This is a genomic window from Pseudomonas sp. FH1 (genome assembly GCF_000510895.2).
Classification (GTDB): domain Bacteria; phylum Pseudomonadota; class Gammaproteobacteria; order Pseudomonadales; family Pseudomonadaceae; genus Aquipseudomonas; species Aquipseudomonas azotoformans_A.
This window is the reverse complement of the sequence record NZ_AOHM01000007.1, coordinates 1-18,153: the sequence shown is the minus strand read 5'-3', so window position 1 is coordinate 18,153 and position 18,153 is coordinate 1. Positions and strand designations below refer to the sequence as shown.

Annotated in this window: 12 protein-coding genes and 1 tRNA gene; 4 read left to right on the top strand and 9 right to left on the bottom strand. The window is 60.9% G+C overall.

From position 1 onward, the window contains the following. Window positions 1-6: 6 nt before the first annotated feature. Genes H096_RS03860 through bcsQ form a run of 8 tightly spaced genes read right to left on the bottom strand, consistent with a single transcriptional unit; the run spans window position 7 to window position 13,192 of the window. Window positions 7-1,422: an MBOAT family O-acyltransferase gene (locus H096_RS03860; RefSeq protein WP_033896889.1), complete on the bottom strand. Its 1,416-nt coding sequence runs from the start codon at window positions 1,420-1,422 to the stop codon at window positions 7-9. 17 nt (window positions 1,423-1,439) lie between these two features. Continuing rightward, window positions 1,440-2,105 carry a cell division protein FtsQ gene (locus H096_RS03855; protein ID WP_033896888.1) on the bottom strand — a complete coding sequence of 222 codons (666 nt, stop codon included), beginning with the start codon at window positions 2,103-2,105 and terminating at the stop codon, window positions 1,440-1,442. Next, window positions 2,105-2,770, bottom strand: a complete 666-nt coding sequence (locus tag H096_RS03850; protein WP_028615346.1) for an SGNH/GDSL hydrolase family protein — start codon at window positions 2,768-2,770, stop codon at window positions 2,105-2,107. The genes H096_RS03855 and H096_RS03850 overlap by 1 nt, the downstream gene beginning before the upstream one ends. A gap of 16 nt (window positions 2,771-2,786) precedes the next feature. Continuing rightward, a complete protein-coding gene (locus H096_RS03845) occupies window positions 2,787-6,614 on the bottom strand; it encodes a cellulose biosynthesis protein BcsC (RefSeq protein ID WP_033896887.1) in 3,828 nt (1,275 codons plus the stop codon). After that, on the bottom strand, window positions 6,596-7,792 hold the full coding sequence (bcsZ, locus tag H096_RS03840; protein WP_033896886.1) for a cellulose synthase complex periplasmic endoglucanase BcsZ: 1,197 nt from the start codon (window positions 7,790-7,792) through the stop codon (window positions 6,596-6,598). Before bcsZ ends, H096_RS03845 begins: the two co-directional genes overlap by 19 nt. Further along, on the bottom strand, window positions 7,789-10,056 hold the full coding sequence (bcsB, locus tag H096_RS03835; protein ID WP_033896885.1) for a cellulose biosynthesis cyclic di-GMP-binding regulatory protein BcsB: 2,268 nt from the start codon (window positions 10,054-10,056) through the stop codon (window positions 7,789-7,791). The genes bcsZ and bcsB overlap by 4 nt, the downstream gene beginning before the upstream one ends. Then, window positions 10,053-12,272, bottom strand: coding sequence for a UDP-forming cellulose synthase catalytic subunit (gene bcsA, locus H096_RS03830; RefSeq protein ID WP_033896884.1), 2,220 nt, complete (start codon window positions 12,270-12,272; stop codon window positions 10,053-10,055). The genes bcsB and bcsA overlap by 4 nt, the downstream gene beginning before the upstream one ends. Further along, complete coding sequence (gene bcsQ, locus H096_RS03825; protein ID WP_051421943.1) at window positions 12,269-13,192, bottom strand: cellulose biosynthesis protein BcsQ; 924 nt, start codon at window positions 13,190-13,192, stop codon at window positions 12,269-12,271. Before bcsQ ends, bcsA begins: the two co-directional genes overlap by 4 nt. A 368-nt stretch (window positions 13,193-13,560) precedes the next feature. Here bcsQ and H096_RS33825 point away from each other — a divergent pair, with 368 nt between their 5' ends. After that, window positions 13,561-13,842, top strand: a complete 282-nt coding sequence (locus tag H096_RS33825; RefSeq protein WP_156487788.1) for a hypothetical protein — start codon at window positions 13,561-13,563, stop codon at window positions 13,840-13,842. A 181-nt stretch (window positions 13,843-14,023) separates the two neighbouring features. Here H096_RS33825 and H096_RS03820 read toward each other — a convergent pair whose 3' ends face one another. Further along, window positions 14,024-14,434: a lipoprotein gene (locus H096_RS03820; RefSeq protein WP_033896881.1), complete on the bottom strand. Its 411-nt coding sequence runs from the start codon at window positions 14,432-14,434 to the stop codon at window positions 14,024-14,026. Window positions 14,435-14,617: 183 nt separating this feature from the next. Here H096_RS03820 and H096_RS03815 point away from each other — a divergent pair. The 3 genes from H096_RS03815 to H096_RS03805 all read left to right on the top strand — a co-directional run bounded on the left by H096_RS03815 (window position 14,618) and on the right by H096_RS03805 (window position 18,066). After that, window positions 14,618-14,693, top strand: a tRNA-Thr gene (locus H096_RS03815). Between the two features lie 164 nt (window positions 14,694-14,857). Next, on the top strand, window positions 14,858-16,186 hold the full coding sequence (locus H096_RS03810; protein ID WP_033896880.1) for an integrase arm-type DNA-binding domain-containing protein: 1,329 nt from the start codon (window positions 14,858-14,860) through the stop codon (window positions 16,184-16,186). A 902-nt stretch (window positions 16,187-17,088) separates the two neighbouring features. Continuing rightward, window positions 17,089-18,066: an integrase domain-containing protein gene (locus H096_RS03805; RefSeq protein WP_033896879.1), complete on the top strand. Its 978-nt coding sequence runs from the start codon at window positions 17,089-17,091 to the stop codon at window positions 18,064-18,066. The last annotated feature ends 87 nt before the right edge of the window (window positions 18,067-18,153 follow it).

The window sequence follows — 18,153 nt, the reverse complement described above, 5'->3', positions numbered from 1 at the left end:
GCGTCCTTAGAACTGAAAGTACAGAAACGGTACGGCGTCGCGGCTGGCAATCAGCGCAAACGACAACACAAACCCGGCCACCGGCCACAGCGAAGCCGCCACCACGAACCACGGCTGGGTGCCGAAACGCTGTTCGCAACGCACCTGCCAGATCGGCGCGATGATGCACACCAGGCCCAGCAAAGCCGCCATGCCATGGGCCGGGCGCATGGCCACAGCCATCGCGTCACCCAGGCCCATGCCATGCATCCCGAACTGGCCGGCATACATGGTCAGCGCCGAGTGGAAGTCCGGCGCACGGAACAAGGTCCAGGCCAGGCACACAAACAGCAACGTGAGGACGTGCGACAGCACCGGCGGAATGCTCGGCAGGCTCGAACGCGACCAAGCGCGGTCAACACACAACGCCACGCCATGGGCCGAACCCCACAACAGGTAGTTCCAGCTGTCACCGCCGTGCCACAACCCGGCAATCGCCATGGTCAGGAACAGGTTGCGATAGGTACGCCACACGCCGTCACGGTTACCGCCCAGGGCGATGTACAGGTAGTCGCGCAACCAGCTGGACAACGACAGGTGCCAGCGCCGCCAGAAGTCCTGGATGCTGCTGGCCAGGTACGGCCGGTTGAAGTTTTCCGGGAAATGGAAGCCCAGCATCAGGCCCAGGCCGATGGCCATGGCGCTATAACCAGCAAAGTCGAAGAACAGTTGCAGCGAGTACGCCAGGCAACCGATCCACGCGTCCACCAGGCTTGGGTTTTCCAGGTGGAAGGCAATGTCCACCAGCGGCGACAAGGTGTCAGCCACCAGCACTTTCATGCCCATGCCGATCATGAAGCGGCGCGCGCCCAGGGAGAAATTCGGCCAATTGAAATAACGCTGGTTCAGCTCACGGCGGACCCAGTCGTAACGGATGATCGGACCGGCAATCGAATGCCCGAACATCGAGATATAAGTGGCGTAGTTGATGAAGCTGCGCTCCACCGGCACCGTATGACGGTGCACATCCACCAGATAGGAAATCGCCTGCAACACGATGAACGACAGGCCGGCCGGCAAGGCCACGCGCTGCCAATCGAGCGGCATATAGCCGTACCAGGTGATCACCTCACTCACGGTGCCAGCGACGATGTTGGCGTATTTGTACCAACACAGCACCGCCGTGTTGAACACGATCAACGCAATCAACAGGCGCACCCGGCCTTTGCCATCCTCACGGGAGCGGTCCACCAGCAGGCCGCCGATCCAGGCCACCACGGTCAACACCATGTGCAGGAACAGGAACAACGGGCTCAACCAGCCGTAGAACAACCAGCTACCGATCAACAGGATGACGTTGCGCCAGCTCGGACGAGCCAGGGCATAGATCAACAGGAAGGCCGGCAGAAACAGCGTGAGGAATTCGAGTGAGGCAAAGACCATGGTGGTGTCGGGCCCGATCAGTTAGCGAGTGCGTCAGAGGCGAACAGCAACTTCGAGCCTTTGTCTGAAGGAACGGCCAAGACGCTGTAGCGCTCGCCCGCCTTGAGGGTAAACGTCAGCGGCTGGCCAACCGGCGCGCCGGCGCATTTGAGCTGCACCGAGAGTTCCACCGGGTTGATCATGCGACGCTGCACCGCGCCTTCCGCGACCTTCTTGAACAACTCGGCCTTTTGCGTCACGGCTTCCAGGCTGGCGTCGGCGCAGGTGGCGTCGGCGTTGATAAAGGCCAGGGAGGCTTTGAGTGCGTTGAAGTCGTCCGGCACTTCGCGCACCACCAGTTGGCGCGTGGCGCCCTTGGCATCGACCAGCGCAACCACCGTGGCGAATTCGCCCGGCGCCACTTTCACGGAGAAATCGGTGTTTTTGCCGGTGCTGCTCAACACGCCTTTGATCGGCTTGTCACCGCCGACCACTGGCAAAAAGGCCGACACGGCTTTGTCGCCATTCAACACCAGGCTGGCCTTGGAACCGTCGGCCACCAGCTTCAATTCGCCGGGGGTGCCGTTGGCAAAACGCAGGAACGCTGCGTCTTGCTCCGGGCCGGTCGGGTACAACGGGATGTCGGCGCTGTAGGCGCTGACGCTGGCGAGCAAGGTCGCCAGGCCCAGGGTCATCCGTTTCATTATTTGCTTCCTTTACCGTAGGCCGATGGCGGCAGGTCACCCAAGGCAGTACCGATCGCCTTGGCCCACTTCTGGTAACCGTCGATGGTGAAGTGCTGGCCGTCGGTGGTGATCCACTCGCCCGGTTTGGAGAACGTCAGCGAATCGATGTAGGTGCACGGCGCCACGTTACTGGCCAGGAACGACGACATCAGCTTGGTGCGGGTGTCATCCTTCTTGTACTGGGAACCGACTTTGCCCCATGGCGGGCCGACCCACACGCATTTGGTGCCGGTGTCGGTGATGGCCTTGGTCAGCGAGGTCACGCTTTTCCAGGCCCAGGCTTTGGGGAACACCGGGTTGGTGTAAGAGCCCATGGTATCGCCGATGATCAGCACGACCACGTCGGGCTTGTCCTTGGCAATCAGCTCCTGGATCGGCGTGGTGCTCATGGCGTTCTTGCCATAGATCACGGCCTTGCCAGTCGGTGTACGTTCGCCACCGCACTCGACTTTTTTCGGGACAACCCAATCCGCCGCACCGGCACCGCACGCACCGATGGAGTGAACCACCGCGCCTTGCTTGGTGAGGTTGTCTTGCAACGGGTTGAGCAACGAATCGGGAAAGCTCATATGACTTTCGCCCAATACCAGCATGGTTAGGCCGGCAATCGCAGAAACAGGCATGAATGACTCCGATTAATCAGTTGGAATAAGGTGAACGGTACGGGCTGACCGGCAATGGCATAGGCCCGCTCAGGTCTTCGAACAAGTAGCGCAGATAAGCGTTACCGGCGTACTGGCGGTAGTCCTGGGCGTTATCGACACCGATTTCGCCACCCAGGTAGAACCGCGAGCTCAGGCGGTATTCGGCGGCAGCGTTGAAGCTGTAGCCGACGCCGGTTTTGTCCGAGCTTTTGTATTCCTGGGTACCGAGGTTTTTGCGGCCCGGGAAAAAATCCGCGCTATCTTGGCCGATATACTGCACGCCCACCGAACTTTTTACCTGGTAGCTGAAGCGATCAAAGCTCTGCGCCCACCGAATCGGCACGCCCAGGGAGAAGAAGCGCTGCGGGCTGAAGTAGCCGCCGTTGCCGTAGGTGTAGAAGTCCTGGTTCTCCTTGAAGCTCAGCGCCGAACCGCTGATACCCAAGGTCAGGGTGTCACGTGGGTTATTACGCAGGTACCAGTAGATACCGCTGCCCAACTCCATGCGCGTATTGTCGTCAACGTGGTTGCCCATCAGTTGATGCAAGGAGGCGTAGCCGTAAACACCCAGTTTCTGGTTGTCGTAGCTCAACTCGCCACGCCCGCCGTTGGCGGTCACGCCGCCCCACTTGTAACCGTCGCCGTCTTTGGAGCCTGCGAAGGAAGTGACGCTGTCGGTGACTGGACGCCGAGAGATATTTGCACCATAGCGGAAGTTCGAATTGGCCTCGAACGGACGCGACACGCTCACGCCGCCGACGATGGTGTTGTAGAGGAAGCCCAACGGGCTTACGCCGACGTCGGCCTTGAGGCCTTCATCAGGGTTATCAAAAGCCACGGCCAAGCCAACACCGGTAGCATTCTGGGTCCGTGGTGAGGTGACCTTGCCGCCGCCGAAGCGTGATGCAGCATCATCGCCAACGCTACCAGCGCTCAAATGCACCGGCGTCACCCGCAGCGCCACCGTGTTATCGCCCACTGGCATACGCGCTTCAAACGGCGCTTCCACATCGGTGAGTTTGCTCAAGCCTTTCTCGCCGTTGTTGCTGCGCACGCTCAAGCCTTGCACCACATAACCGGTACGGTCACGCAGGATGTTATCCAGCGCACGTCGCGCCGGGCTCAGCTCGGGGCTGTCGACGGAGGCAATGCTCGACGGCGGCACAAACGGATCGCTCAAGTCGTTGGACGTCGCACTCGCAAAGGCGCTGGACGTCACGGACTTGGTTGGCGCATCGATCGGCGGCGGTACGGCGCCAGCAACGGTCAGGTCGGTGACCTGGCGACGCTGGCCCGGCAAGCCTACGAACGGGTTATACGATGTACCTGGGGCGCCAGCCTGGGCCACTTGGGTCTTGGCCTTCATGGCGTTTTCAATCGCCAGGGCCTTGCGCAGTAACTCAGCGGCTTCGCTGTTCTTGCCCAGCCCCTGGTAAATACGCGCGGCCGAGGTGAGCGTCTCCGGGTTACCCGGCTCCAGGGCCAGCGCCTTGTCACTGGCGCTCTGCGCCAAGCTGCGGTCATTGCCTTTCAGGGCGATGTCCGCCAGGCCCAGTTGCAGGCGTGCGTTGTTCGGGTTCTGCTGGATCAGCGGCGCGTACAACTCCATCGCCTTCTTGCCGTTGCCACTGGCGGCGTACATCCGCGCCAGCGCGCCGACGCCCAGCGCGTCATTGGGACGCTGGGCCAACGCCGGAGACAGCATGTCATAGGCGGCCACCAGGTCGTTCTTCTCGCGCAGGGCATCCGCCTGTTTGACCCGGTACAGGTAAATCAGGTCGTCATAGCGCTGGCGACCGATTTCGCTCAAAGGCTGGCCCTGCACTTCACGCAGGATTTCGCCCGCCTCACTGTACTTGTTGGCCTTGAGCAACACGTTGGCGTACAGCAGTTTCTGGTCGACCGTCGGGTTGGGGTTGTTCTCCACCACCTTCTGCATCATGTCCAGGCCGTACTGCGCGGCGCCGACTTCCACATAGGCGGCGGCCAACACAGCCACACGCTCAGGCTTCTGACGGGTCAGAGGTTCAGAGCGCCCCAGCAATGCCAAGGCTTCCGGGCGCTGGCCACGGCGGGCGGTTTCGATGGCCACGTCGGTCTGCTGGTGCAGCGCGATATCGATCGCCAGCTCGTTCATGTCGGCCGTGCGCTGCGCCGTGGGGATACGCCCCAGGGTCGTCTCGGCCTGTTTCCACTCGCTCAGCTGCGCCGACAACAGGGTGCTGGTGTACAGCGCGTCCGGCTGGTTGGGCTGGGTCTTGAGCAAGCCGTCGATCAACGCACGGGCATTGCGGATCTGGCCGTCGCGCAGGTACATGCGCGCCAGGGCGAAACGGGTCCACGGGTTTTCAGGGTCAGCGTCGAGAGCCTGGCGGTAGGCCGCTTGTGCGCCTTTCACGTCACCGCGTTGCTCCGCCAGTTTGCCGACCTGGGTCGCGCGCAATGCGTTGATTTTCACGCTCGGCGCGAACTTGGCGCGCTGCGCCGGTGACACCGAGTCGATCAGCTTCAAGGCCTCATCCGGTTGACCCGACTGGGACAACACGTTGATCAAGCCACTCAAGGCATCCGGGGCACCGGGATGACGCGCCAACACCTTACGGTAGCCGGCTTCGGCTTCTTCGAACTGGTTGTCCTGAGACTGGAAACCCGCCAACGCGACCGCTGCGCCTGGCTGGCCTGGATTCAAACGTTCGGCCTGGGCCACCAGGTCACGGGCCTGGGCGCTGCGGCCGGCGCGTTGGGCGTCGCGGCTCTGGCTGATCAGGTTCCAGTAGCGCACGTCGTTCAGGGCCGACTGCCACGCGGCACCACCGGGCAAACGGGTAGCCTGGACGAGGTAGTTTTCGGCTTCGCTGTAACGTTCCTGCTGTTGACGCAATACGCCCATGCCACCGAGGGCATCGACGTCATTGGATTTTTGCGCAAGACGCGCGGCCAGCAGTGGCTCGGCGGTTTTCAGGTCGCCGTCATCCAGCGCCTTGAAGGCCTTGGTCATCTGCGGGTCACGCTGCCAGGTGCCGCCGCCTTTGCCTTGGGCAATGCCCTTGTTCATCAGCGCGCGAATCTCAGCGTCATCCGGGTGCACGGTGAGGAACTGCTGGAACAGCGACACCTGGTCCGGCTTCGGCGGGCCGAGCCAGATCAGTGCGAAGCGCCAGGTTTCATCGGCGTTGCCGCCCACGTCATTGTTCGGTGCCAGTTTGGCCAGGGCACGAATGCCGTCAGGCCGGGTGGCCGGGTTGCGCGCCAGGTGCTTGGCGAGGAACAACGCAACGATCGGGTCGTTCGGCCGTTCACGGGACAAACGCTGCAAGCCGGCGATGGCTTCGCTGGTGCCCTTGGCCGTGAAGCCCAAGGTGTTGTAGTACTCACGGGCGATCAGGCCCTGGGGCTGGCGGCCCTGGAAAACCTGGCGGTACAAGGCCACGGCCTTTTCGCGCTCGTCGTCGGGTTCACCCAACTCACGGGCCTGCTCCAGCAACTTGGCGTTGTCCGGCACGGCCACGGTAATGTCCTGCTCCAGCTGCAACGCCTGGCGCGGCACCGGGCTCAGCGCCTGCAAGCGGGCCAGGTACTTTTGCGCTTCGGCCGGACGGTTCTGTTGCACCTGGATCAAGCCGATGCCGTACAGCGCATCCGGTTGCTCGGGGCTCAGGCTCAAGAGTTTCTGCCAGGTTTCCAGCGCGCGTTCAGGGTTCTTTTTCGACTGCCAGTAGTAACCCTGCTCGATCAGCAGGGCCTGCGGGTCGCTGGTTTCAGCGACGCTGGCCGTCGAGACCAGGGCGGCGAGAATCGCAATGGCTAGCGTGTGACGGCGCATGCGGCCTCCCAGGATAATTTGACCGTACCGTCTTGTTCAAAACGGTACTTCTGATCGGCAAAGCCCTGGCTGAACAGGCTGAGCATGTAGTCGTAGTAGATCGGCTGCGCGCTCTCCGGTGCCGAAGGCGCCAGGGCCTTGGCGAGTGCGTCGTCGACCTTGGCCTTTTGCAGCAGCGCCAGGGCGGTTTCGCCGCGGGCCTGGAAGAAGGCAATGGTCGATGCGGAGAAACCCATCGGCGTGTAGCCGTTGTTTTTCTCGGCTTCGCCGGTCAGCACGTGGATTTTTTCCGGCGGGAAGCCGGTGACCGATGCAGCCGTGGCGCGGGACATACCGCCCAGCGACTTGAGCATCGCCGCCGCCAATGGATCGCCTTTGGCGGTCATGCCGGCCCACATGTAGGTGCGGATCGCGTCGTAACTGCCCAGGTCATCGGAGAACGGGTCGACTACAAACAGCCCGGCGTTGGCGCTGGTCGCGCGATAACCGACCCAGTTGGCCGCGAGGCCGTGGGGGTTGTTGGCGGTGTCGGCGAGCATGCGCGCGTTGCTTTCAGCCACTTCGTTCCAACCGGCGTTCGGGCGTTCTTTCTGGAAGCGACGCAGTTGTGCAAGCACCTGGTAGCTCGGATTGAAACGCCACAAACCGCCCGGATGCACGTAGCCCACCGGCCCCGGCAACAGCATCTTGCCCAGGCCGGGCACGCGCACGATCAGGTTGTGTTCGACGTTGGCCAACAACAATTGTGCGTCGGCGCGGTACTGCGGTGCATTCCACACGCGAGCCGCTTCGAGCAAGGCGTAAGCCATCCACAAATCAGCGTCGCTCGCAGAGTTCGGGTCGATCACGCCCCAGGTGTTATCGGCTTTTTTGCCCCACAGCCAACCCGGCAGGTTCTGGCCGATGTCGGAGCCCGACATGTTGGCCTTGGTCCAGGTCCACAGCTTGTCGAAGCTCGCACGGTCATTACCGACCAGCGCAAAGAACATCGCGTAGGACTGCCCTTCCGAACTGCTCTCGGTGGGTTTCATCGACGAGTTCAACACCCGCCCATCGTCCTGCACAAAGCGCTTGGCGTAGTTCTGCCACAGCGGCCAGTCACAGGTTTGCGCCTGCGCGCTACCGGCAAACATCACCGCGCCCAGTGCAGCCAGGGCCACGCTCTTGAGCGGGCTCATGCCAACCGCCGTTTTGCACGTGCACGCAGCGACAGGTAGATCAGGCTGGTCACCACCGCCAGGCCGAGGAAGGTGATCAACAGCATCCAGCCCAGATTCTGCGACAGTTGCCACTGCATGAATTTGAAGTAGTTGAGCTTGCCGACGTAGTACTGCTCGTCACCTACCAGCGAACTGATCGTGGTGCCCTGCACTACGGCCAGGCTGCCCTGGATCGAGTCTTTGTAGTCGTCACCGCCGATCAGCGCCGAGGTGGCTTCCAGCAGGCCCTGCGGCTGGTTGCTGGCGATCAGCACCACGCTGCGACCGCTCTTGAGTGGCGATTGGAAGCCCGCCAGCCAAGTACTGTTGCTCAGGCCCTTGAAGGTAATGCCGGCATTGGCCGGGTGCTGATTGCCCGCCGGGTCCGGGCTGACCCAGCTACGGACATAACGTGGCAGGTCAGACAGCAGGAACTGGTGCTGCTCACCATCGCTGGTGGCCGGCAGGTATTGCTGCCACTGCTTGAGCAGCGGTTGGTTGGCGGCGGTGGCGAGCACCAGCAGGTCTTTGTCGGCAACGCTTTGCACGTCTTTGGCCTGCACCACTTTGACGGCGGTGGCCGGGTAGCCGGTGGCTTCGCCGAAGCGGCCCATCACGGTCAAGTAGGCGGTCAACTCGTCGGTGCCGAAGTTGTCGGGCATGACCACGGCGGATTCCGACAGGTCAGCCAGGCGGGTGAACGGGAAGCCGGAGTCGTTGAACACGCCCAGGTTCGGCATGGCGATGTAATGCTGGTAGCCGGTGACGTCGAGGGTCGAATCCGGGTCGACTGAACCGCGCATGTTGTCGACGATAATGTCGCGGCATTCGCCTTCTTTGATGTAGTCGTACATGAAGCGCAGTTGCAGCTTGGACTTGGGCGATGCCGAGCTGATCGGCAGCAGGGTCGTCACTTCGCGCGGCAGGCTTTCGTCTTTCTTCAACTGGTCGAGCAGGGTCTGGCCGCCGCCCAGGTTGGTCACCGACGGCAAGGCCACGGACTTCATGAATTGATCATTCAGGCCGATCAGCAACGACGAGTTGGTCGACACCTGCTGCGGCGTGTAGCGGTACTTGAGCTTGAGCGGCACGCCCTCTTCACGCCAGTTGAACAGGTCCGGCGGCAGGCGCATGTCGACGCTGATCGCGCCTGGGTTGTAACCCGACACGCTGAGTTTCTGCTGTTCGATCAACTCGCCCAGGCGCACCGGGCGGTTGCTTGGCAGCCAGTTTGGCGCGTCGTACGGACGGCGCGGTGCCAGGGTGTCGAGCTTGGTGATGACCACGCTGTTGCCGGCCAATACCGGGTTGCCCAGCACGACCGCGTTGGCGGCGCGCTTGAGTTCTTCGCCGTCACGCCCGGTGACGATCAGCAGTTTGCCGTTGGCGTCATTGGGGTTGGCGATGAGGGTCAGGGTCGGGCCGGTCGGCTTGGCGACCGCAACACCGTGCACGTCCAGCGCATCGGCGGTTTGCACCAGTACGATGGCGTTGCCTTTGGCCGGCAGCTCGCCGAGGGTGGTCGGGAACGTCGCGCCCCGGTAGCTGGCGAGGCCGCCGATCCATGAAGACAAGGCACCGGCCGCTTCCAGCGCGGCACTGTCGGGTGCAGTGGCGAACACGAACGGCAGGCTGACCTGGCGCGCGTCACGCTTGTCGAAGAACGGCAGCGGCAGCACGGCCAGGTCGTCCTTGAGCACGATCGGCTCAACCTGCACTTTCAGCTCGCTGCTGTTGCTGATCTTGGCCCACAGGCTGCTGTGCAGCGGGTCTTCGCAGGACATGGTGTAGTGGCCGATGAACTGCAGGCTCAAGCGGTTGAACTCGGTGATCAGCTTCGGCGGAAGCTGCACCAGTTGCTCTTGCTGGATGCCCGCGCCTTCTTTGGGCAGCGCCAGGCTGGCGGCGACTTCGCCGTTGACCAACACGTTGATCTGCGACAGGTCGGCCAGCAGCGCCGGCGAGTAGCTGTACTTGAGCAGCAGTTGCGCACCCTTCACCACTTCATCGGCACGGATATCGAAGTTGACACTGTCGGACGACTCCACGCCTTGCAGGTTCATGGTGTCGCGGCGGCCCAGCTGCTTGAGGGTCAGGCTGTAGCCGTTATCGGTGCTTTGCACCGGCACGGTGGCAACCGCTTGCTCGGCAGCTTGCGCCAGGGTGTTGAGGCCCATCAGCGAGGCGATCATCAGCGCGAGTGCACGGCGCGGATGAGGGCGAGCGAATATCTTCGAGGTCATGGCTTGTCCATCAGCGTATCTAGCGGTTTTGTGGGGGTGCGGCTCAAGGCCAGACGCAGTTCGTGTAGGGTGGCGCGGCCCAGGGTGAACAAGCCGCCAATGCCGATGGAGCCCACTTCACGCAGGGCCGCCAGCGGTGTATCCGGCTGGCCGGCGCCCCAGCTCGCGGCCCAGGTATCGGCGCGGGAGAAGGTCAGGCGAACCAACTCGCTTTGCTGGCGCAGGCTGAGGGGCTCGAACTGGGCACCGATCTGCGCGCCCTTGCTGAACACCACGCGGGCATCGAACAGGCTGTCCTGGCCGTTGCGTGACAGCACCAATTGCACGCGCTCACCCTGGGTGATCGAGTGACCATCGGAGAGCATCAAGCCGAAGCCGTTTTGCGAGAAATCTTGAGTCGTGCCTTCAAGCACACGGCCGTCAGCACAAATGATGCTCACCGGCAGCTTGGCGCTGACACGCGGCTCGGAACGCACTTGGCGCGCTTCCGAAGCCACGGCCACGGCGGCGCTGGTGATGATCAGGTTGTAGAGGGTCCAGGTCAGGTTGATCGCTACCGTCACGGCAGTGGACGCATCGCCCCAAATCAACTGATGGATACCGAAGCCCAGGCCGACCAGATTCACCGCCAGCAACACCAGGTACGGGCGCGCGAGTTTCCAGTCGAAGAACTGCTTGTCGATGATGCCGCCCTTGTCGGTCACGTTGAAGCCACCGGCCTTGGGGTTGACCAACGCCACCAGCACCGGCGGCAGGATGTACCAGGCCAGTACCGTCTCGTACACCTCGTTCCAGAACGAGTGACGGAAACGCCCCTGGATCCGCGAGTTGGTCAGGCTCGAGTGCACCAAGTGCGGCAACACGTAGGCAACGATCATCAGCGCCGACGCGTGGAAAATCTCCGCCCCGAACACCAGATAAGCCAGCGGCGCGGTCAGGAACACCAGGCGCGGCAAACCATAGAAGAAGTGCAGCATGGCGTTGGCGTAGCAGATGCGCTGGCCCCACTTGAGGCCTTTGCCCAGCAGCGGGTTGTCGGTGCGGAAGATCTGCGCCATGCCTCGCGCCCAGCGAATCCGCTGGTTGATGTGGCGCGACAGGCTTTCGGTGGCCAGGCCCGCAGCTTGCGGGATGGCCAGGTAAGCGGTGTTGTAGCCCAGGCGGTTGAGCTTGAGCGCGGTGTGGGCGTCTTCGGTCACGGTCTCGACGGCTACACCGCCGATTTCCAGCAGCGGCTTACGGCGGATGACCGCACAGGAGCCGCAGAAGAAGGTGGCGTTCCACAGGTCGTTGCCGTCCTGCACCAGGCCGTAGAACAGCTCGCCCTCGTTGGGCACGGCGCGAAAGGTATCGAGGTTCTTTTCGAATGGATCCGGCGAGAAGAAGAAGTGCGGCGTTTGCAGCATCGCCAGCTTCGGGTCTTTGAGGAACCAGCCCAGGCTTACTTGCAGGAAGGAGCGCGTCGGCACGTGGTCGGCATCGAACAAGGCGATGTATTCACCGTCGGTGACCTTCAACGCTTCGTTGAGGTTACCGGCCTTGGCGTGGAAGTTGTTGTCGCGGCGAATGTAGTTCACGCCGACCTTGCGGCAGAAGTCGCGGAAGTCGTCGCGGCGGCCGTCGTCCAGCACATGGACACGCAGCTTGTCCTTGGGCCAGTCCATTGCCTGGGCGGCGAAGATGGTCAGTTTTACGATGCTCAGCGCTTCGTTATAAGTGGGGATGAACACGTCGACCGTCGGCCACTCTTCGGGCTCGGTCTTCAACCACACCGGCGTGCGGCGCAATGGCCAGGCGGTTTGTACGTAGCCGAAGATCAGCACGATCAAGGCGTAGAACTCGGCCGCGACCAGGCCGTAGCCGAAGAACATGTCGATCCAGGTCTCGAACCCGAGGGTGGAGGTGAGCCGCCAGAACATGTAGCGCAACGACGCCACCAGTGATAACACCACCAGCGCGAGGATCGCCAGGCGTCCGGGAATTTTGCGCAGCACCAGCACCGCCAGGAAGCACACACCGGCAAACAGGCATTGGCTGTAGAGGTCGAGCGGTGCACTGATAATGCCCAGCAACAGCAGGGCGCCAAGCACGCAACTGGCAACAACCAGCACCGTACGCAGCGCCGCAGGCCACCGATTGAAGCGCGCAATCGCGCCATTTAGGCGCTGTTCAGCGCGCCCTTCGACGAAGGGCGTGGAGGACGTATTGTCGGTCATGGGAGGTCCGAGTCGATGCGTTCGAGCAAGGTGCGGCACAGGGCGTGGACGTCCTGGCTGCCGATACTGTTGACGGTGGGGTCGAGGGGATCGCGACCGTAGGCTTGGGCTTCACTGAACGCGCGATCGCGGTGGACCGTGCCCAGCAGGGCAGCACCCAGACGGGTCTTGAACACCTCGACCATGTCCAGGCTGAAGCGGTGGGCAGCGTCCAACTGGTTGATCACGTAAAAGCGCTGTGGCGGTTTTTCGCGGTTGAAGTACGGCGCAAGCACACTGTCCATCTGGTCGAGGGTGCTGAACGAGGCCACGTCCGGCTGCACGACGACCAGCACCGCATCGGCCACCGACATTGCCTGGCCGAGGTACACGGTATTGCCGGCCGGGACGTCGATGATCACGGTGTCCTGGCCATTCAATTTAAGGTCGGCCAAGCGTTGGCCCAACCACTCGCTATCCTGGCCCAGCCAACGGTTCAGACTCTGCTGCTGCTCGTGGTCGGTGCTACCAAACGCCACCAGGCGGCAACCGGCAAAGCCGCGTTCAGGCAGGGTTTCCCAGCTTTCATTGAGCAAACTGTTCGCGCCGAGGCCAGGCATGTCGAGGCCCAGGCACAGGTGGTGACGCAAGGCGTTCTGCGGGTCCAGGTCCAGGGCGAGCGCCGGGCGGCCCTGGCGCTGCAAGCCGCTGGCAATCGCAGCGGTCAGGGTGCTGCGGCCGACGCCGCCTTTGACCGAGACAACCACCACGACGTTGGGGCTCGATTGCTCCGAATACATTTCGCCGTCACGCCCCTCCACCACTTCGGGCGGCTGCAGGTGGTCGGCTTCGCCTTGGCTCAGCTCTTCCAGCAGACGCAACAGGGGAGCTGACGGCGCTTCAATTTCAGGCAGGGCTGGAGTCGCGACGGGGGCTACCAAGACCTCTACATCGTCCTCGATGAACTCATGGACAAAGTCGATCTCGCGGTAGCCACTCGGGTTGGCACCCAGCTTGTTGAATAGTTTTGAAATGTCATCTGCTCGACTCACTCACTGCCCCTCCCCACCTGTTTGCGCTTTAAAGGCGATAAAAAGGTCAGCAATAGGCTGACCTTGTATTTTTCTAGTTATGTGGTGTCGGGCGCATTCTGTGATATCACATTGATGGTGTCAGTATTTTGATGCTTTTAGTTCAATTTAATCCGACGAACGGTGTGGCGCCATTTTTATGACTTTATTGTGATAAAAAATGCATTCGTTGTAAGAACATGAACTTGCAAGGTTAATTCGCGAAAATTGTTGTCCAGATGGACAAGAACGGCGCAAAACTGACACACCCATCAACAAATATTCGATTGCCCAACATTGTCTCGAAAAATTGCCTACATGAAACCGCGATTAGCCTGACGGTTTATATCGCGCCACAGAATACGGAAACCTCACCTGTATTCAAGGGAAAACCAGCCGAGCGGTTGATCCAAATCGCCCGCGAAGCCACGGCCCGTGTGTCGGTGAGTAACAGGCACCGCCGCTGGACAGCGAAGCAAAACCCGCGCCGCATGACACCACCAGGGCACTCAATCTGCTAAGCCCGGAGGATACCGTCCATTCACTAAACCAAATTGATCGCAATCAGCCTGTAGGCTTTTGCTGCAAATGCAGGCAGAAATGGGCAATGGACTACAAGAAGTTCGGGAAGAACTATGGGAAGAGGCGTTGATACCTATAACAACCGGGCACCCGAGCGCCCGGTTTTGGAGCGCGCCAGCCTTATTGGCGCACGCGGCGCTCGGTGAACGCGTAGTCATCCTGGCAATCGCTGGTAGGGTCCGACGATACGCTCACGTAGTGAACGGTGTCGGCGTCGAGCAGCTTGTAGGTGTACACATCCGGCGAACGTACGCCGTCCGTGCGCAACTCATTCTTGCCATTGGCCGCTGACCATGAACCCTGCTCGGTCTGGATCACCTGGGTCTGCTGCGCATCGCGGTAGAAGGTAATGACGAAGCGCCCGTCAGGCTTGAGATTATTGGTCCACGACAGGAACTGGCATTTGCCGGTTTCGGTACGCAAGCCTTTCCAAGTACCGACCAGGGCAGGGTCATTACCGGGCTTATTGGAGGAACACGCGCTGAGCGCGGCAGTGAGGAGGATGAGGGACAGGGAGAGAGTCCGTTTCACGTGGGGCTTCCTTTGGATGGGATGAGATTGCACCGGGTTTGACCCTTCGGCGACCAAGGAAGAATCCTACCCTTGCTGATCGGAAAAAGGGGCGCGGATGAAAAAACCTTGGGTTCTGCAAAAATAGTCAGAATTCAGGGGTTTACAGAACCTTGCCAATCGCTATAATCGTCGCCCTAACACGCCGGTATAGCTCAGTTGGTAGAGCAACTGACTTGTAATCAGTAGGTCCCGGGTTCGACTCCTGGTGCCGGCACCACATTAGGCTCCATTGCATTCCACCGAATGCTCTGGAAGCCCCGAAAACCCGCCCTTTGGCGGGTTTTTTCGTTCCAGGACCCTCTGTCGGGATCCAACAAAATCCCCCTTCCCCGAGGGTATGTTAGGGGTACTGCGATTTCCCGGTCAGGAGCGCGTACCCCTATGCCACGTCTAGCGATCCCTCTCAGCGACCTGCAATGCCGCAACGCCAAAACCCGCGAACGCGCCTACAAACTGTTCGACGGCGGAGGCATGTACCTTTTCGTCAAACCCAATGGCGTGAAGACCTGGCGCTTGAAGTACACCAAGCCCAGCGGCAAGGAAGGCACGCTCATCATCGGCAATTACCCCATCGTTACCCTTTCCGTCGCACGGCGTAAGCGAGACGAAGCCAAGGCGTTGCTGCTCGACAACCTCGACCCAATGGAAGAAAAGAAGAAGGCCAAGATCGTAGCCCAACGAGCGGCACTGCTTTTCGAAACCGTTGCTCTGGAGTGGCACGCCGACATGTCCCGTCGCTGGACCGAAGGACACGCAAAAACCGTGATGAGCCGACTGCGTACCCACGTCTTCCCGCTGATCGGCCAACGCCCCATCGCTGAACTCGATACCCATGACCTGCTAGAGATCACCCAGCGCATCAAGGAACGCGGCACCATGGATGTGGCGTTAAGGGTACAGAACTACTTATCCACCATCATGCGCGGGGCCAAAAGGGCTCGGCAGATCACCATGAATCCTGCACTGGATCTGGCAGGCTCGATTCACGCGCCGCGCACAGTCCATCGCCCGGCCCTCTCCCTCAACCGCCTACCCGAACTGCTACACCGTATCGACAACTACAACGGCCGCGAGCTTACGCGCCTCGCCGTCCTGCTGACGTTGCATGTATTCGTCCGCTCCAGCGAACTGCGCTTCGCTCGATGGAGTGAGTTCGACCTCCAACGCGCCATGTGGGAAATCCCCGATACACGCGCACCGATTGAAGGGGTACGCAACTCCACACGTGGGACCAAGATGAACGGCGACATTCAAATGGTTCCGCTATCGCCGCAGGTCATCGAAATACTGGAGCGCCTGCGCAGCCTCAGTCGCTTTTCAGAGTTGGTGCTACCGGGCGACCACAAGTACTGGAAGCCCATGTCCGAGAATACGGTGAACACCATGCTCCGCAACGTCGGCTATGACACCAGCAAGGACGTGTGCGGCCATGGCTTCAGGACCATGGCCTGTAGCGCCCTGCTTGAGTCCGGGTTATGGACCGACGCAGCCATCGAAAGACAAATGAGCCACAAGGAACGCAACCGTGTGCGCGCCGCGTATATCCACAAAGCTGAATTTCTGGAGCAGCGCAGGCTGATCATGGCGTGGTGGAGCAACTACATCGACGCCAACCGCCATGGGCATGTGACGCCCCACGAATTCGCTCACCCGGTCGGTGACAACATTACCGCCCTACAAAATAGCCGTGGCGCATCCAAACATGGGTAAGCCTATGAGATCACCGCAGTCCGCCCTTCAACGCGGGTCCATCCAAGCGGGGCTGCAAAGCCGCCCTGCTTGGATGGACCTCACTTAAAAAATCTAAAGCCCACGTAACTGTCTGTGGAAAACCACGGATTTCCACCGGTGGATAATTTCATCCACAGCCGCAGAATTCCCGAAAATTCGAGCCTTGACCCAAATTATCCACAGGCGTAGAAAAGATCCGGCAAGCGCTGTCGTTGACAGCAACCCAGGTAGCCAGAACCTTTAAGGCTACGCCACACCGTGGTGGTTCTCCCAAAGTGCGATTAGCGTCCGGCAGCTCGCACGGTCACAGCGATGTGATGGATGCCTACTTCTACCAGTGTGCCCACTGCGGCAACTTCCCCCTTTCATAGCTGCCTTGCAGCAACCTATCCGCTTGGCCATTTCATTGCGCCAACCTGCGCCCGTCTCTTTCTCCCGGAAAGAGACGGGCGCTCCTACCGTTGCTGCAGCCCAACTCGTACAAGGCTTTGCGGCATTCCCCCTCGTGACAATCGGCGTGACAAACACCGAAGCCACCCGCAACAGCGATGCAGATGATGGTGCCGCAGCCCACGGAATGGACTGCACCTGACTGACAGTCAGGCATGCCCCGGTCATAGCATCACTGCCTTCACCCGACTCAGGTTCTCGCGGCATTGGTCTCGTCAGCCAGTGCAGCCTCCACCCGCCCACTTCTTCGGAAGTGCTCAGGAGGCCAGATCATGAGATGCCCAAGCTCCCGGTCGTAAAGAGCCGCCAGTCCCGCGTTAGTGGACAACCCTCACAGGTCGCAGGGGCCTTGATCCCTGATAACACTCAACACCCATGGCGGGATGAAGTGGGGGAAATTTCAAGGGTTTGGCTTCGAGAGGAGTTTGATCATGGCATTGGTAGGTAGACGGGACGGGCGCAATTTTGGATGGGGTCGGCAATTGAGCTATGCCGGACCTCAGGCATTGAAAGACGTGTTCGGTGGCGGACACTACGGCACGGTCAAGGCGCACGGTGACCGCTGGCAGGCGTTCGTGCGCTGGTGTCGTTCGGATGATGGGCCGGGCTTTAACGATTCGCGGCAGATTGATCGGCAGACCTTACTGGATTACGCGGGACATCTACGTCAGCAGGTTGAGCAAGGAGCTATCTGCATCGCCACCGCACAAAATCGGTTGTCCAGCGTGAACCGAACCATGGCGGCGCTTCGTGGTGATCAGTATGTGAAAGTGCCGAGTCCGAGTAAGGCGCTGGGGATGCAGCGCAGCAGTATTCGTCGCTCGGTGCCACAAGGCCAAGACCGCGAACACGTGAAGCGGATCGTCGAGCTCCTCCGTGAACAGCATCCACGTGCCGCCGCTATCGTGCTGTTGGCGCGCGCCACCGGCATGCGCTTACGCGAAACCATTTTGGCCGACCTACCCCGCCTGAAGCGTGATGCTGAACACTACGGCAAGATCAATATCCAGGATGGCACCAAAGGTGGCCGCTCAGGTGCGTCAGCACCTCGCTGGATCACGGTGAACGATCACATCCGCGGTGCACTGGCATTCGCCCAACATGTCTCGCCCGACGGTAGCCGCAACCTACTTGCACCGAACGAAAGCTACCTCGATTTCCAACGGGGAATCGTCCGCCCTGCACGGAACATGCTCCATCAGCACAGCCTCAAAGGCTTCCACGAGTTGCGGGCGGCCTATGCATGCGAACGCTATGAACAAATCACCCATCATCCCGCGCCCATCAACGGTGGCAGGTGTTACCAGCTCGACCAGCACCTCGATCAGGAGGCACGAGTTCAAATCAGCTATGAACTCGGGCACGGTCGCATCGACGTGCTATCGGCTTACATTGGTGGTCGAGCATGAGCAAGCCACTCGATATGGAGCTGTTCCTGGCGGGCATACTCTGAATCGCCCCTAGTTTCGTAGACACCTCCAAGCCTTAAAATGAGG

What these genes read in the sequence shown, in the direction of transcription:
- H096_RS03860 (WP_033896889.1), bottom strand. Translation starts at nt 1,422, where the DNA reads ATGGTCTTTGCCTCACTCGAATTCCTCACGCTGTTTCTGCCGGCCTTC.
- H096_RS03855 (WP_033896888.1), bottom strand. Translation starts at nt 2,105, where the DNA reads ATGAAACGGATGACCCTGGGCCTGGCGACCTTGCTCGCCAGCGTCAGC.
- H096_RS03850 (WP_028615346.1), bottom strand. Translation starts at nt 2,770, where the DNA reads ATGCCTGTTTCTGCGATTGCCGGCCTAACCATGCTGGTATTGGGCGAA.
- H096_RS03845 (WP_033896887.1), bottom strand. Translation starts at nt 6,614, where the DNA reads ATGCGCCGTCACACGCTAGCCATTGCGATTCTCGCCGCCCTGGTCTCG.
- bcsZ (WP_033896886.1), bottom strand. Translation starts at nt 7,792, where the DNA reads ATGAGCCCGCTCAAGAGCGTGGCCCTGGCTGCACTGGGCGCGGTGATG.
- bcsB (WP_033896885.1), bottom strand. Translation starts at nt 10,056, where the DNA reads ATGACCTCGAAGATATTCGCTCGCCCTCATCCGCGCCGTGCACTCGCG.
- bcsA (WP_033896884.1), bottom strand. Translation starts at nt 12,272, where the DNA reads ATGACCGACAATACGTCCTCCACGCCCTTCGTCGAAGGGCGCGCTGAA.
- H096_RS33825 (WP_156487788.1), top strand. Translation starts at nt 13,561, where the DNA reads ATGGACAAGAACGGCGCAAAACTGACACACCCATCAACAAATATTCGA.
- H096_RS03810 (WP_033896880.1), top strand. Translation starts at nt 14,858, where the DNA reads ATGCCACGTCTAGCGATCCCTCTCAGCGACCTGCAATGCCGCAACGCC.
- H096_RS03805 (WP_033896879.1), top strand. Translation starts at nt 17,089, where the DNA reads ATGGCATTGGTAGGTAGACGGGACGGGCGCAATTTTGGATGGGGTCGG.